Genomic DNA, 15,076 nt, shown 5'->3' with positions numbered 1-15,076 from the left:
GGGCTGTGCCCCAGCGGCCCGGTGGTCTTCATCAGCCGCGATACAGCAGCTCGATGCCATCCACCAGGATGCTGGGGAAAAGCAGGAAAACCACGCCACACGCCAGCATCAGCAGCACGTACGGGAACACCGCCTTGTACAGATCGAGAATGGGCGTGTTCGGACTCAGACTCTTCAGGTAGAAGATGTTGTAGCCGAACGGGGGTGTGATGTAGCCGATGCACAGGTTGAGCTGGAAGATCACCGCAAACCAGAGTGGATCAAAGCCCAGCATCTGCACCACCGGGAAGAAGATCGGCAACACCAGCAGGATGATGCCGATGGGGTCCAGGAACATGCCCAGGACCAGCCCGATGAGCTGCATGATCACGATCAGCATCCACGGTTCCACTTCGATGCCGAGGAGAACGCGCTGCAGGAACTGGATGCCTCCCGCCCCGGAGTAGACGGTCACGAAGGACGCTGCCCCGAACACGATCCAGATCACCATGCCCGTGGTGGAGGCGGTGGAGTAGCTCACCTCGCGGATGAACTTCAAGGTCAGTTCGCCGCGCAGGGCGACGGCGACCACCACGGCGGCAGCACCGACGCCGGCGGCTTCCGTGGGTGTGGCGAGGCCCATGAAAATCGACGACAGCACCACCACGATGATCAGCAACGGGGCAATCACCGACCGCAGCGATCTAATCTTGTCCCGCATGGGGACGGCCTCATTCGTGGCCGGGGCCAGCTCCGGCCGCATGCGCGCCTTGATGGTGACGAACACGAGGAACACGGTGATCACGATCAGCCCGGCGATCAGGCCGCCCATGAACAGCCGTCCCACCGACAACCCGGTGACCAGGCCGATAACGATCAGCGTGATGGACGGCGGGATCAGAATGCCCAGAGTGCCTGCTGCGCCAATGGTGCCGAGCACGAAGGAGCGGTCGTAGCCATGGCGCTCCATGGCCGGCATGCCCACCATACCGGTGGTCAGGGTGGAGGCGGCGCAACTTCCGGTCATGGCGGAGAGCACCGAGGCGAAACCGGTGGTTCCCAGCAACAGGCCGCCATTGACGCGGCCGGACCAGAGGTAGAATGCGCGATATAGGTCCGCCGAAATCTGGGAGCGGCCCAGGGCCACGCCCATGAAAACGAACAGTGGGATGGCGGCCAGCAGCACCGACCACATGGTGCCGAAGACAGCGGAGATCATCGGGAACAGCCCCGCTGTGCCGCTGAGAAGCAGGGTGAAGACGACTGCGACCCCTCCCAAAGCAAAGGACAGCGATACGCCCAGCATGATCAGGATCAGCAGCGACCCGAACATGCCCACCGTGAGAAGTTCCGGGCTCATACAACAACGCCCCTTCGTTTGACGTCCAGATCAGGACGGACCAGGAGGATCAGTGAGCGAAGGATCTCCACGCAGCCCTGCACGGTGATCATCACGGCACCGATGAACAGGGACAGCATCACCGGCCACATGGGGTGGCCCAGGGCGCTGTCGTCGGTGTCGCCCCATTCCCAGGTCTCGTAGAAGTAGGGCCAGCCCTCGTAGCAGAGCGCGAGCCCCCAGATCACCAGCACGGAGTAATTGAGGAAATCCGCCAGGGCATTCCATCGCGGCGAGCGGGTGTTCAGGAGCAGGTCCACCCGCACGTGTCCGCCCTGAATCAGCGTGAACGCCCCGATCAGCACGAAGTACGCAGCAAAGATGCGCTGGGTGTAGCCCGGCGCCCACACCGACGGTGCGTTGAACACGTACCGTGCGATCACCTCGTAGACGATGATGGCCATCCCGATCCAGATCAGGAAGCTCACGATCTTCCCGAGAGTGGAATTGATGCGGTCCACCCAGGACAGCAGGAACATATTCTCCTCCGACGATGGTCGGCCCCGGCAGGGACAAGCTGTTCTTGCGCTCGTTTTGTCTTATGGTGTCTGGTAGAACGCTGTTACCAAGCTACCGGCTGGGGAGAGCGTGTCAACAGATTTGTCGGGCTCGCGGTTCCTGGTCGCACACCATTGGCAAACCGAATACAACAACGAGACGTCCGGAGGAGACTTCCATGGATTTCCAGCATCCATCCCATGTGCGTGAGCTTCAGCAACGCCTGACCGCGTTCATGGAGGAACACGTCTATCCCGCGGAGCACGAGTTCAGCGCGCAGGTCCAGAAGGAGCGTTGGAAGTCGCCGCCGGTCCTGGAGGATCTCAAGGCCAGGGCGCGGGCCGAGGGCCTGTGGAACCTGTTCATGCCGGACGAGCGTTTTGGCCCGGGTCTGAGCAATCTGGAATACGCGCCCCTGGCCGAGATCATGGGCCGGGTATTCTGGGCCGCCGAGGTCTTCAACTGTAATGCGCCGGATACGGGCAACATGGAAGTGTTCGTGAAATACGGCACTCCCGCGCAACAGCAGCAGTGGCTGCAGCCTTTGCTGGACGGGGAGATTCGCTCTGCCTTCGCCATGACGGAGCCGGCGGTGGCCTCCAGTGATGCCACCAATGTCGAGACGTCCATCACCCGGGATGGCGACGACTACGTGATCAACGGGCGCAAGTGGTTCATCACCAACGCCATGCACGAGCGCTGCGCCATCTTCATCGTCATGGGCAAGTCGGACCCGGACAACCCCAACCGGCACCTGCAGCAGACACAGATTCTGGTGCCCCGGGATGCCAAGGGCCTGGAAGTGGTGCGGCCGCTGAGCACCTTCGGTTACTACGAAGAGCCGGGCGGGCATGCGGAGGTGGTGTTCGACAACGTGCGCGTGCCGAAGGAGAACCTGCTGTTGGGCGAAGGGCGCGGCTTCGAGGTAGCCCAGGGCCGTCTGGGCCCGGGGCGCATCCACCACTGCATGCGCCTTATCGGCGCAGCGCAGCGGGCACTGGAATTCGCCTGCCGGCGGGTGGAGGACCGTGAAGTCTTCGGCCGTCGCCTCAGTCAGCAGGGTTCCGTGCGCGAGTCCATCGCTGTGATGGCCTCGAAGGTGGAAATGTCCCGTCTGCTGACCCTGCGAGCGGCGGCCAAGATGGACACCGACGGCACCAAGGAGGCCCGGGATCTCATCGCCATGGCCAAGATCATGGTGCCGCAGCTCACCTCCGAAGTGCTGGACATGGCCATCCAGATGCATGGCGCCGGCGGCTTCACCGCGGACTATTTCATGGCCGAGGCGTTCAACTATGCACGCTGGTGCCGCATGGCGGACGGCCCGGACCAGGTGCACATGATGGCACTGGGGAAACAGGTCATCGGCCAGTACAACGCCTGAGGGGAAAATCATGAACCAACCTGTGGATCAGCTCGACCTTCCCCGGCTGGAGGCGTATCTGGCCGGCCAGATCGAGGACTTCGGCACCATCCGGGAGTGCCGCAAGTTTTCCGGTGGGCAGTCCAACCCCACTTTCCTGCTCACCACCGACCGCCGGCGCTACGTGCTGCGTCGCAAGCCGCCGGGGGAACTGCTGAAGTCGGCCCATGCCGTGGACCGGGAATACCGGGTGATGCGGGCGCTGCAGGAGACCCCGGTGCCCGTGCCGCGGATGTTCCTGCTGTGCGAGGACGAGTCGGTAATCGGCTCGGTGTTCTACGTCATGGATTACGTGGAAGGACGCATCCACTGGAACGCGGCGCTGCCCGATTCCAGCCCCGGCGAGCGCACGGCCATCTACGGCAACATGGTGGCGGTGCTCGCCGCGATCCACAGCGTTGACGTCCACCAGGTGGGGTTGGGCGATTTCGGCAAGCCGGGCAACTACTTCGCCCGCCAGCTCAATCGCTGGAGCAAGCAGTACTACGCCTCGGAGACGGAGAAGAACCCGGCCATGGACCGGCTCATCCAGTGGCTGGAAGCCAACATGCCCGAAGACGACGGCCGCATGTCTCTGATCCACGGGGACTACCGCATCGACAATCTGATCATCCACCCGGACACCCCGGAGGTGCTGGCGGTGCTGGACTGGGAACTCTCCACCCTGGGCCACCCCTGGGGGGATCTGTCCTACCAGTGCATGCAGTTGCGGCTGTCCCAGGACGCGGCCATCCCGGGCCTGGGTGACCTGGATCGCAAGGCGCTGGGCATTCCCACCGAGGAAGAGTACGTGGCCGAGTACTGTCGCCTGACCGGCATCGACGCCATCCCGAACTGGAACTTCTACATCGTGTTCAACTACTTCCGGCTGGCGGCTATCCTGCAGGGCATTCAGAAGCGGGCGCTGGACGGCAATGCCTCCAGCGACAAGGCGTTCGAGTACGGCGCCATGGCGCGACCGTTGGCGGAAGAGGCCGTGCAACTGATCTGAACGCCGTCCCGGATGGTTAGGGGTAGACCAGGCACTTCACAGGAGGTACCCGGATGGTTCCGATCGCCTGCGCGTCAGCGCCCGGAGCTTTGGTGATTGTCCAGCAGCCTGTCGGTCAGCGGCCCGGCCGAGGTGACCATGACTGATCCCGGTCAACGCCCGAACATGGTGCTGACCGTCCTCTGCGGCACCTTCACCGCCCTGGTGGTGATCGTGTTCGCACGGCTGGCGTTCGGTGTGTTGTTGCCCCCCATGCGGGCCGATTTGGGGCTCAGCTATCAGCAGGCGGGAACACTTGGCACCGTGACCGCGCTGGGTTACCTGCTGTTCGTGCTCGCGGGTGGCGCTGCTGCGGCGCGCTGGGGCGCGCGGCGCACCGTGGTGTTCGGTCTGCTCACGGTGACGGTGGGCTTCGCCGGGCTCAGCCTGGCGTCCAGCTATCCCATGCTGCTGTTTCTCAAGGCGCTACTGGGCTTCGGCACGGCATTCAGTTTCGCGCCCATGGTCTCGCTGCTGGCGGCCTGGTTTCCGGAGCGACGGGGCCTTGTCATCGGCTGCATGTCCGCCGGCATCGGCGCCGGCAGCCTGCTGATCGGCTTTCTGGTGCCCTGGCTGTACACCCAGCTGGGCGACACTGGCTGGCGGTTGAGCTGGGGCATCTTCGCCGTCACGGGGCTGGCCGTGTCCGCGCTGGTTCTCGGCGTCGTGCGCGATCCGCCCGGGAGCAGGACCGCGGCGGGCGAAACGCCGCCGTCGGCGGACAAGTGGCTGATCTACCGCCATCCCCGCATGCTGATCGTGGCGACCACCTACGGCTTGATCGGCCTGACCTACATTATCCAGGTGATCTTCATGGTCAGTTTCGTGGTGGAGACGGGCTACTCGGAACGCACAGCAGGCCAACTGGTGGCCATGATGGGCCTGCTCTCCATTGCCGCCGGGCCGGCCTGGGGCATGCTGTCGGACCGCTGGGGGCGTGGCAATGCGCTGACCACCGCCATGGTGCTGGTCACGGTGGCCACCGTCCTGCCCCTGCTGGAGCAGACACTGCTCATGTTCTTCCTGCACTTCCTGATGATGGGTTTGGCGGTGAACGGAACCTTTGCCCTGGTCCAGGCCAGCAGCACAGACCAGGTGGCACCGCGATACATCCCCATCGCCTTCAGCTATGCCACGGTGTTCTTCGCCTTCGGCCAGTTCGTGGGGCCGGCCATCGCGGGCTGGCTGATCGATACCACCGACGATTTCCGGTCGGCGTTCCTGTTTTCCACCGTGGGGCTGCTCATGGGCACGGCCATGAGCTACTGGATCCGGAGCTTCCCGCGGGAGCTCGCCGTGGGCGAGGAGTCCGTGCGGGAAGCGGGGCGGTCGTGATGTGCCGACTTGGTGCTCAGGCCTGGCGCGGCGTGCGGCCGCTGCGCGCCGACAGGCTGTTAACCAGTGAGGTGATGCCACGGCGCATGCGCTGGTAGCCGGCGCCCAGGCATTCGGCCATGTACTGGTCACGCTCATGGCGCGCACGGCGCTCCAGATCGGCCAGCAGATCATGGGAGACTTCGAAGCGTTGTTCGGTCGTGTCGTTTTTCATGGCACCCTCGCTTCAACTGTTCGTGTTGCAGCGCATTATAACAAGGGTGGTGCGTCGCAGCATATACCGACCGGTATATCTCCTGTGACTGCTGGGAACGAAGCTTCAGGCGCTATGGTGGCCCGTGAAGTATGCCTGGGGATGCGGCGGTGGATGGTTGACGGCCCTGCCGGCGTTCTCTATTCACTGGTGCTTTACGAATGACGGTAGGTTCCGGACGGAGGAGAAAAGACATGTGGGCACGCGATGCCTTTCCCGCGATGCGGCGGGAGACCCACTATGGTGACCGGGTGGTACGCTGTTTTGCGGACCGCCCGACGGACCTGAACTGCCTGTTGCCGGAGGCGCTGGCGCGTGCCGCCGACAGTGAAGCGCTGATCCATGACGAGCTGCGACTCACCTACCGGGAACTCGACGCCCGGGTCGCGCAGGTGGCCGCCGGCCTCGCCGCCCACGGCGTTGAGGCGGGCGACCGGGTGGCGCTCATCCTCGACAATGGCACGCCGTTCGTGGAACTCATGCTGGCCACCTGGCGGCTGGGCGCCGTGATCGTGCCGCTGAACACCCGGGACCAGAAGCCCGGGTACCAGCACATGCTCTCCGACTCCGGTGCCCGGCTGGTGGTGTACGAGCCGGCGCTGCGGGACCGGTTGCCGTCGCCGGCGGACCTCCCGGAGCTGCAGCACAGACTGTGTGTGGAAGCCGGGCCAGGGGAGGCGGGATATGACGCCCTGTTCGAGCACGGCCAGCGGACCGAGGTGGCCACCGTCGCCGAAGACGATACCGCGGCCATTCTCTATACGTCCGGCACGACCGGCAGGCCGAAGGGCGCCATGCTCACGCACCTCGGCATCGTCCACTCGCTGATGCACTTCCAGTGGGGGATGGAGCTCGGACCGGGGGATCGGTCCCTGATCACCGTTCCCATGAGTCATGTCACCGGCCTGGTGGCGTTGATCGGTGTGTCGCTGCGCGCCGCGGGGGCGCTGATCATCCAGCGCGAGTTCAAGGCCGCCCGCTTCCTGGAGCTGGCGGCCCGTGAACGCATGACCCACACCGTGCTGGTGCCGGCCATGTACAACCTGTGCCTCCTGGACCCGGACTTTGACGGCCATGACCTCTCCGCGTGGCGTATCGGCGGCTACGGCGGGGCACCCATGCCGGAAGTCACCATTCGCGCCCTGGCAGAGAAGCTGCCGGGCCTGCAGCTCATGAACGCCTACGGGGCCACCGAGACCAGTTCACCGGCCAGCATGATGCCGCCGGCGTACACCTCGGGCCGTGGTGACAGCGTTGGGGCGGAGCTCCCTTGTGCCGAGGTCGTCATCATGGATGACGCGGGCTGTGAAGTCCCGCAGGGTGAGTCCGGAGAAGTCTGGATCCGCGGGCCCATGGTGGTGCCGGGCTACTGGAACAACGAGGCGGCGACGGCACGGGAATTCATCGCCGGCTTCTGGCGTTCCGGGGACATCGGCAGCAAGGATGGCGACGGTTTTCTGTACGTCTTCGACCGCAAGAAGGACATGATCAACCGCGGCGGCTACAAGGTGTACACCACGGAAGTGGAAAACGTGCTTCTGGAACACCCCGACGTTGTGGAAGCGGCGGTGGTGGGGCGGCCCTGCCCGGTGCTGGGCGAACGCGTGCATGCGTTCGTCGTGACGGCGACGGCCGGGCTCAGTGCCGAGGCGCTGAAGCAGCATTGCGCCGCGGCACTGTCCGACTACAAGGTCCCCGAGGCGTGTACCTTCAGCAGCGAGCCGCTGCCCCGCAATCCCAACGGCAAGGTGCTCAAGCGCAGTCTGCGGGATGAGCTGGCATGATCGATCCCCTCGGTCCTGCGGATCACGCTCCTTTGCGCGCCTCTTCGTATCCCGGAAAGGAGTGCTTCAGCGTGGCGTGGTTGAGCAGCATCTCCGCCTTCAGCTGTTGCCCGGCGGCGTCGAAGATCCGGGTGCGCACCCAGTAGGATTCCGTGCGCTTGCTCTCCGATAGCGCCACGATCTCGCGGCGGATCAGGTAATCCTCGCCCACCAGCAGCGGACCGTCGACCATGCGGATCTCCTGGTCCGCGAACAGGCCGATGACGGGGTGCTTGACCGGGAACTGCGCCTTGGGGCTGGTGTACTCGGCCAGCACGCTCACCATCTCCAGCGGGATGATCGGGCGACCCCACGGGGACGACGCACCATCCGCGTACCAGTGCGAGTACTCGGTGATCTTTTCCAGTTTCTGGTTCAGGGAAAAGGGGTAGAGATTACCCATGTGCTGGTCCGGGTCCATGCGCACCGGCTCGTCCTGAGCGCCCGTCATGCCCACTTCGAGATCGGACAGGATCACCAGTTTCTCCGGTGGGCGCAGCTTCGCCATGCGCTGCTCCAGCAGGGTTTCCCCGTGCTCCGGGCCGATGCTTGCGCTGGCCTCGAGCACCGGGGTGCCATCCGCCTTCTCGGCCCAGGCCCGCGCACGCGTGGCGCCCGGTTCCGGGAGTTCCACGAAGGCTCGAACCGACTCACCCTCCACCACCATGTTCTGGAAGTGTGACGAGAAGCAGCCCCGCTCGAACCAGTCGTTGCCCCAGATGCGGGCAAGCAACGGCACGAACTGGCTGAAGTGCGTCGGCCCCTCGATGGGGCCCGCCCGAAAGCCGAGCTCCTCGGCCATGGAGTCGTCGTGGATCGAGCTGTGTCCGCTGTATTCCTGATCGGCCAGCATCTGCTGCGGCTGCCGCAGGGGGCCGCACAAGGAGAGTGGCGTGTCGAAACTCATGGTCCTGTCTCACTGATGATCGAAGTGACGTGTAAGCCGGGGCGCCGCCTTTTTCCGGCGGCGACGCCCCGAGGTCTCTCGGGCAACGGAAGGCCTCAGCTGTCCAGCATGCCCGCGAGGCGGTCGCGGATCAGCGCCTCGGATTCGGCCATGGTGCGGTCGATGAGCTCCTTCACCGTGGGCACGTCGTGAATCAGACCGGCCACCATGCCGCAGGACCAGGCACCGGCGTCCATCTCACCCTCCTTCATGATGCGCGGATAAACCCCGGCCACCTCGTCGATAATGTCCTCGAACTTGAGGTCATCACCCAGGCGCTTTTCCTTCTCCAGCAGCCGTTCCACGGCCTCGTTGGTCAGCACCCGTTCGGTGTTGCGCAGCGGGCGCATGACCAGGCGTGTATCCAGCTCGCTGGCCGCGACGATGGCCTGTTTCACCCGTTCGTGCACCGGTGCTTCCTGGGTGGCGATGAAACGGGTTCCCATGTTCATGCCTTCGGCGCCCATGGCCAGGGCGGCCGTCAGCGAGCGGCCATTCGCCATGCCGCCGGAGGCAACGAACGGAATGGTCAGCTCTTCCGCGGCCCGGGGGAGCAGGATGAAATTGGGCACATCGTCTTCACCCGGATGACCACCACACTCGAAACCGTCGACGCTGGCGGCATCGCAGCCGATGGACTCCGCCTTCAGGGCATGCCGCACGGAGGTGCACTTGTGGATCACCTTGATCCCTGCCTCCTGCAACGGCGGCAGGACCTGCTGCGGATTGTTGCCCGCCGTCTCCACGACCTTCACGCCGCCGTCGATGATGGCCTTGATGTAACCGGGGTAGTCCGGCGTGTTCACCGAAGGCAGGAACGTGACGTTCACACCGAAGGGCTTGTCGGTCATTTCGTGACAGCGGCGGATTTCCTCGGCAAGCGCCTCGGGGCTGGGCTGGGTCAGTGCCGTGATGATGCCCAGCCCGCCGGCATTGGAAACCGCCGCGGCCAGCTCCGCATAGCCCACATGGTGCATGCCACCCTGAATAATCGGGTGCTGGATGCCGAACATTTCCGTGATTTTTGTCTTCATGGGTCTTCGTCCAATGCTCCTGACTGGCGCCGACGCACAAGAATGTCAGCGCTTCGTGATTGGTCGGGATCAGCGCTTCCTGCCGAAGCCCTGATCCTGGAAGTGAGTCGAGTGTGGATATTGCCTCGTAACCCGCTTGAGTACCAAACCTGCGGCGGTTATTCCGCTCTCGCGGCGTGGCCATGATCGGGTCCACGGTAGCGTTGGCGGCTTCGGCGCACTGGTGCGCCTGGAGGGCCGGATCGACAGAGGGAAGGATGGCGCGCCCGGCAGGATTGTTTCGGCGCCTCAAGGCGCCTCACCCGTCGGGTCCGCGTCGCTGCGCTCCGCGGCACTGGCCGCCTGCCGGCGGCCGGTCGAACCTGACTTGTTTATTGTCGCAGGTTCGAATCCCGGCAACTGCAACGGTGTTGCCGCCAGTTAAGCCCGTGGAGTCTGCATCAAGGAAAGCATGGCGCGCCCGGCAGGATTCGAACCTGCGACCTTCGGCTTCGGAGGCCGACGCTCTATCCAACTGAGCTACGGGCGCTTGATGACAAGTTCCACAGGATAGCGATTCCGGGGCGTGTCGTCCATGGTGGCCACGGATCCAACTTTTTCGCCCCGGGGGATTCGGATATACTTCGAGGCCTGGGCTTTGGCCCGCCCGCACAGAACATCGACCGTATCGTTGGGGGATCAGCGTGAGCAGCGAGCAAGACGACAAGGCGTTCATGAGGAGTTTCGGCGGGGTGATGGTGCTCCTGACGGTAGCCGCCTTCATCATTGCCGGTCTGGCCGTGTTTGCGGCGACCTTCGAGACGTCGCGCGACATGGCTCGGGCAGAGCACGAACGTGAGCGGATCTCACAGCGGCTGCAGCCCCATGGTGTGGTTCGCGAGAACGGTGACGCTGACCCGATGGCGATGGCGGAAGAAGAGGCTGACGATGCGGACGATGACGCCGAAGAGGTGGCCATGTCCGGTTCCGAAGTCAACGAGTCTGCCTGTATGGCCTGTCACGCCAGCGGCGTGATGGACTCACCGGTGACCGGTGACAACGACGCCTGGGCGAGCCTGTACGAAGACAAGGGCCTGGAAGAACTCGTCTATAACGCCATTAACGGCATCCGCGGCATGCCCGCGCGCGGCGGGGATTCCAGCCTGAGCGACGAGGAGGTGCGTCGGGCGGTGGTCTACATCCTCGAGGAAAGCGACGTCGAGCTGGACGACGACGAGCTCGCTGACGTCGAAGAAGAGTTCTGACCGAATCCCGAATTCCTTCGCGCACGCAAAGGAACCGCCTTCGGGCGGTTTTTTTGTGCGCGAATGCTGCGAGTACTCTCAGTGGCTTTCGTTGCACCGTCGTGGTGCGCTCACTGTTTCGCGTGCACTGCATGTGTGCGCGCTCGCGTCCCGCCGGGCCGGGGAGTGCATTGTAACAGACTGATTCTCCGGTACGTTCATCCCTGGCATAGCTTCTGCACCATCACTGGGCAGGTTCGCGCTGCTCGGGCTCTCCCGGTGGCCTCACACACCTGATTCTCGCGATTCGGCAACAGGAGTTCAGATCATGCGTCAATCAACGCTCGCCCTACTGCTGCTGGCGTTGCCAGCCGCTGCGTTCGCTCATCCCGGCCACGGACACGGCGGCTTCGGCGCCGGATTCTTGCACCCGCTCCTGGGGCTGGATCACCTCCTTGCCATGACCGGGATCGGGTTTTGGGCGGCAAGGCACGGCAGTCTGGGGCAGGCCGCGATTATTGCAGGCTCCTTTCTCGTTGCTGTGCTGGCCGGTTTCGGTATCGGCCTGGTGCAGGGCGGAGTCTCTGCAGTGGAGTTCGGTATCCTTGCCTCTCTGGCGATTACCGGTGTGCTGGTGTTCGGTGCCCGTCGCCTGTCGTTGGTGGCGTCGGCGGGGCTGGCGGGGTTGTTTGCGGTGTTCCACGGGCACGCCCACGGTGCGGAAATGGCCGCCAGCCTGTCCGCGGTTGCCTTCATGAGCGGGTTCGCCCTGACCACCGTGCTGCTCCTTGTCGCCGGCGCCACCCTTGCGATCGCCGTCAACCGCCGCGGTCTGCTGCGGCCGGCGGACCGGCTTGCAGGCGGTGTGCTGGTGGCGTCCGCTGCCTACCTGCTAGTGGTGGCGTGACCGGTGGTCGCCGTTCCGGCGCAGACGGTGGCAGCGGCTGAATCCGACACGGATGCAGGCTGGCTCGGCCATCTGCAACTGGGGTACCAGTTCAGGGCCGATCGCACCGTGCTGGCGCGGCGCAGGCACCAGGGTCCGTTGCTGGTGCAGCGCAGTTTTCACCCGGAGGGCGAGGTCTGCCATAGCTACATCATCCACCCGCCGGGAGGCGTGGTGGGCGGTGACCGCCTGCGCTTGGACGTCACCGTGGACGAGGGCGCCAGCGCGCTCCTGACCACCCCGGCTGCCGCCAAGTTCTATCGCAGCGCGGGGCCTTCGGCCTACCAGTCGCAGGCGTTCGATGTGGCACCTGGCGCAGGCCTGGAGTTCTTGCCCATGGAGACCATTCTCCACGGGCAGTCCAGGACGGCGCTGTACAACCGCTTCCACCTGGGTGCCGATGCCCGTCTCTGCACCTGGGACATCCTCTGCCTGGGCCGCCCGGGCAGTGGCGATCACTTCGAGCAGGGGGACTGCCTGCAGGATCTGTTGATCGAGCGCGAGGGCACCTGCGTGCTTCACGAACGGCTCAACCTTGTTCACGGCGATCCGCTCCTGACACGACCCTGGGGTCTCGGCGGGCACCCGGCCCTCGGTGCCCTGGTGGCGACCCCGGCGCCGAAAGGGCTCGAGGCCTCGTTGCGCGAGGCGGTCACCGTGCCGCCGGGTCTGTCTCTCGGCGTCACGCGCATCGGCGACGTCGTGCTGCTGCGCTGCCTCGGACCCGGTGCCGAGGTGATCCGCCGGGTCCTGGAACAGGCCTGGGCGTGCCTGCGCGAACCAGTCATGGGCCGACCACCCGTGCCCCCCCGCATCTGGAAGACCTGAATCACTCCGGAGGAGTCGTATGGAACTCACGCCACGAGAGAAAGACAAGCTGCTGCTGTTCACCGCCGCCCTGCTCGCCGAGCGGCGCCAGGCCAAGGGCCTAAAGCTGAATTACCCCGAGGCCAAGGCCATGATCTCCGCGGCCATCATGGAGGGCGCACGGGAAGGCAAGAGCGTTGCCGACCTGATGAGCCTGGGCGGCGAGGTGCTGACCCGCGAGGACGTCATGGACGGAGTACCGGAGATGATTCCGGACGTCCAGGTGGAAGTCACCTTCCCGGACGGCGTGAAGCTCGTCACCGTCCACGAACCCATCCGCTGAGGAGGCGCGCCATGATTCCCGGAGAGATTCTCCCCGCCGACGGCGACATCACCCTGAACGAGGGGCGCGAGACCGCTTCGGTCACCGTCACCAATACTGGTGATCGCCCTGTGCAGGTGGGTTCGCACTACCACTTCTTCGAGGTCAACGACGCGCTGACGTTTGATCGTGATGCCGCACGCGGCTTCCGGCTGGATATTCCCGCCGGCACCGCGGTGCGCTTCGAGCCCGGCCAGGAGCGCACGGTTCAGCTGGTGCGATACGCCGGCGATGAGATCGTCTACGGCTTCAAGGGGCGCGTCATGGGGCCGCTCAAGGGGGGCAAGGCATGAGCAATACCATCTCACGCACGGCATACGCGGACATGTTCGGTCCCACCACCGGCGATCGGGTGCGCCTGGGTGATACCGAGCTGCTGATACGCGTCGAGCGCGATCACACCACCTACGGCGACGAGGTGAAATTCGGCGGTGGCAAGGTGGTGCGCGATGGCATGGGCCAGAGCCAGCGCACCGGCAGGGACGTGGTGGATACCGTCATCACCAACGCCCTGATTCTGGATCACTGGGGTGTGGTGAAAGCGGACATCGGCATCAAGGACGGCCGTATCCAGGCCATCGGCAAGGCCGGCAACCCGGACACCCAGCCGGATGTGGACATCATCATCGGCCCGGGCACCGAGGCCATCGCCGCCGAGGGCAAGATCGTGACCGCCGGAGGCATCGATGCCCACATCCATTTCGTCTGCCCGCAGCAGATCGAGGAGGCGCTGACCTCCGGGGTGACTACCATGATCGGCGGCGGCACCGGGCCGGCCACCGGCACCAACGCCACCACCTGCACGCCGGGCGCCTGGAACATCCACCGCATGCTGCAGGCCGCCGAGTCGTTCCCCATGAACCTGGGCTTCCTAGGTAAAGGCAACGGCAGCTTGCCGGAGGCCCTGAACGAGCAGATCGAAGCGGGCGCCCTGGGCCTGAAGCTCCACGAGGACTGGGGTACCACGCCGGCGGCCATCGACTGCGCGCTGTCGGTGGCGGATGCGTACGACGTGCAGGTATGTATCCACACGGACACCCTGAACGAGTCGGGCTTCGTGGAGGATACGGTGGCCGCGTTCAAGGACCGCACCATCCACACCTACCACACCGAGGGTGCGGGTGGCGGCCACGCCCCGGACATCATCAAGGTCTGTGGCAACGCCAATGTGCTGCCCTCCAGCACCAACCCGACGCGGCCGTTCACCACCAACACCATCGACGAGCATCTGGACATGCTCATGGTGTGCCATCACCTGGATCCGCGCATTCCCGAGGATGTGGCCTTCGCCGAGAGCCGCATCCGGCGGGAGACCATCGCCGCCGAGGACATCCTGCACGATCTTGGTGCGTTCTCCGTGATCGCCTCGGACTCCCAGGCCATGGGACGGGTGGGTGAGGTGATCATCCGCACCTGGCAGACCGCCCACAAGATGAAAGTCCAGCGGGGCGCGTTGAAGCAGGACAGCGGCGACGACGACAACTACCGTGCCCGGCGCTACATCGCCAAGTACACCATCAACCCGGCCCTGGCCCACGGCATTGCCCACGAGGTGGGTTCTCTGGAGCCGGGCAAGCTGGCGGACATGGTGCTCTGGGATCCGGCGTTCTTCGGCGTCAAGCCGGCGCTGGTGGTCAAGGGTGGATTCATTGCCACGGCGCCCATGGGCGACCCCAACGCCTCCATCCCCACGCCGCAGCCGGTGCACTACCGGCCCATGTTTGGCAGCTATGGCCGCGCCATGCGGGAGACCTCCGTGAGTTTCGTCTCCCAGGCCGCTGTGGATGCCGGCATCGGCGCGCAGCTCGGACTGCAGCGGCGGCTGGTGGCCGTGAAGGGCTGTCGCAGCGTGAAGAAGAAGGACCTGATCCTGAACGATTGGCAGCCACACATGGAGGTGGACCCGGAGACCTACGAGGTCCGCGCCGACGGCGAACTGCTCACCTGCGAACCCATGGCCGAGCTGCCCATGGCGCAGCGCTACTTCCTGTTCTGAGG

Annotated in this window: 15 protein-coding genes and 1 tRNA gene; 10 read left to right on the top strand and 6 right to left on the bottom strand. The window is 64.9% G+C overall.

Translation table 11 applies throughout. From position 1 onward, the window contains the following. Positions 1-31: 31 nt before the first annotated feature. The gene (locus tag KU884_RS18280) at positions 32-1,339 is read right to left on the bottom strand and encodes a TRAP transporter large permease subunit (protein ID WP_167783957.1); all 1,308 of its coding nucleotides are present in this window, start codon (positions 1,337-1,339) and stop codon (positions 32-34) included. Further along, positions 1,336-1,857: a TRAP transporter small permease subunit gene (locus KU884_RS18275; RefSeq protein ID WP_167783956.1), complete on the bottom strand. Its 522-nt coding sequence runs from the start codon at positions 1,855-1,857 to the stop codon at positions 1,336-1,338. The genes KU884_RS18280 and KU884_RS18275 overlap by 4 nt, the downstream gene beginning before the upstream one ends. Positions 1,858-2,054: 197 nt before the next feature. On the opposite strand from KU884_RS18275, the gene KU884_RS18270 reads away from it, so the two are divergent. The 3 genes from KU884_RS18270 (at position 2,055) to KU884_RS18260 (ending at position 5,664) form a co-directional block, all read left to right on the top strand. Further along, the gene (locus KU884_RS18270) at positions 2,055-3,260 is read left to right on the top strand and encodes an acyl-CoA dehydrogenase family protein (RefSeq protein ID WP_167783955.1); all 1,206 of its coding nucleotides are present in this window, start codon (positions 2,055-2,057) and stop codon (positions 3,258-3,260) included. A 10-nt stretch (positions 3,261-3,270) separates the two neighbouring features. Then, the gene (locus KU884_RS18265; protein ID WP_167783954.1) at positions 3,271-4,290 is read left to right on the top strand and encodes a phosphotransferase; all 1,020 of its coding nucleotides are present in this window, start codon (positions 3,271-3,273) and stop codon (positions 4,288-4,290) included. Between the two features lie 138 nt (positions 4,291-4,428). After that, positions 4,429-5,664 carry an MFS transporter gene (locus KU884_RS18260; protein ID WP_167783953.1) on the top strand — a complete coding sequence of 412 codons (1,236 nt, stop codon included), beginning with the start codon at positions 4,429-4,431 and terminating at the stop codon, positions 5,662-5,664. Between the two features lie 16 nt (positions 5,665-5,680). Here KU884_RS18260 and KU884_RS18255 read toward each other — a convergent pair whose 3' ends face one another. Then, entirely contained in the window at positions 5,681-5,878 is a 198-nt protein-coding gene (locus KU884_RS18255; protein ID WP_167783952.1) for a hypothetical protein, read from the bottom strand. A gap of 233 nt (positions 5,879-6,111) precedes the next feature. On the opposite strand from KU884_RS18255, the gene KU884_RS18250 reads away from it, so the two are divergent. Further along, on the top strand, positions 6,112-7,701 hold the full coding sequence (locus KU884_RS18250) for a class I adenylate-forming enzyme family protein (RefSeq protein ID WP_167783951.1): 1,590 nt from the start codon (positions 6,112-6,114) through the stop codon (positions 7,699-7,701). A 22-nt stretch (positions 7,702-7,723) separates the two neighbouring features. Here KU884_RS18250 and KU884_RS18245 read toward each other — a convergent pair whose 3' ends face one another. The 3 genes from KU884_RS18245 to KU884_RS18235 all read right to left on the bottom strand — a co-directional run bounded on the left by KU884_RS18245 (position 7,724) and on the right by KU884_RS18235 (position 10,249). Beyond that, the gene (locus KU884_RS18245; RefSeq protein ID WP_167783950.1) at positions 7,724-8,647 is read right to left on the bottom strand and encodes a hypothetical protein; all 924 of its coding nucleotides are present in this window, start codon (positions 8,645-8,647) and stop codon (positions 7,724-7,726) included. A 95-nt stretch (positions 8,648-8,742) separates the two neighbouring features. After that, positions 8,743-9,720, bottom strand: a complete 978-nt coding sequence (locus KU884_RS18240) for a nitronate monooxygenase family protein (RefSeq protein WP_167783949.1) — start codon at positions 9,718-9,720, stop codon at positions 8,743-8,745. 452 nt (positions 9,721-10,172) lie between these two features. Beyond that, a tRNA-Arg gene (locus KU884_RS18235) sits at positions 10,173-10,249 on the bottom strand. A gap of 154 nt (positions 10,250-10,403) precedes the next feature. Between KU884_RS18235 and KU884_RS18230 the strand changes: the two genes are divergently transcribed. The 6 genes from KU884_RS18230 to ureC all read left to right on the top strand — a co-directional run bounded on the left by KU884_RS18230 (position 10,404) and on the right by ureC (position 15,074). Further along, a complete protein-coding gene (locus KU884_RS18230; RefSeq protein WP_167783948.1) occupies positions 10,404-10,964 on the top strand; it encodes a cytochrome c5 family protein in 561 nt (186 codons plus the stop codon). A gap of 307 nt (positions 10,965-11,271) precedes the next feature. Then, positions 11,272-11,850 carry a HupE/UreJ family protein gene (locus KU884_RS18225; RefSeq protein WP_167783947.1) on the top strand — a complete coding sequence of 193 codons (579 nt, stop codon included), beginning with the start codon at positions 11,272-11,274 and terminating at the stop codon, positions 11,848-11,850. Positions 11,851-11,853: 3 nt separating this feature from the next. After that, positions 11,854-12,717 carry an urease accessory protein UreD gene (locus KU884_RS18220; protein ID WP_167783946.1) on the top strand — a complete coding sequence of 288 codons (864 nt, stop codon included), beginning with the start codon at positions 11,854-11,856 and terminating at the stop codon, positions 12,715-12,717. Positions 12,718-12,736: 19 nt separating this feature from the next. Continuing rightward, positions 12,737-13,039, top strand: coding sequence for an urease subunit gamma (locus tag KU884_RS18215; RefSeq protein ID WP_167783945.1), 303 nt, complete (start codon positions 12,737-12,739; stop codon positions 13,037-13,039). An 11-nt stretch (positions 13,040-13,050) separates the two neighbouring features. Next, complete coding sequence (locus tag KU884_RS18210; protein ID WP_167783944.1) at positions 13,051-13,371, top strand: urease subunit beta; 321 nt, start codon at positions 13,051-13,053, stop codon at positions 13,369-13,371. Then, positions 13,368-15,074, top strand: coding sequence for an urease subunit alpha (gene ureC, locus KU884_RS18205; protein ID WP_167783943.1), 1,707 nt, complete (start codon positions 13,368-13,370; stop codon positions 15,072-15,074). Before KU884_RS18210 ends, ureC begins: the two co-directional genes overlap by 4 nt. The last annotated feature ends 2 nt before the right edge of the window (positions 15,075-15,076 follow it).

This window comes from Aquisalimonas sp. 2447, assembly GCF_012044895.1.
Taxonomy (GTDB): Bacteria; Pseudomonadota; Gammaproteobacteria; order Nitrococcales; family Aquisalimonadaceae; genus Aquisalimonas.
Note: the sequence above shows the minus strand (reverse complement) of the source record. Positions and strands in the feature narration are given on the sequence as shown.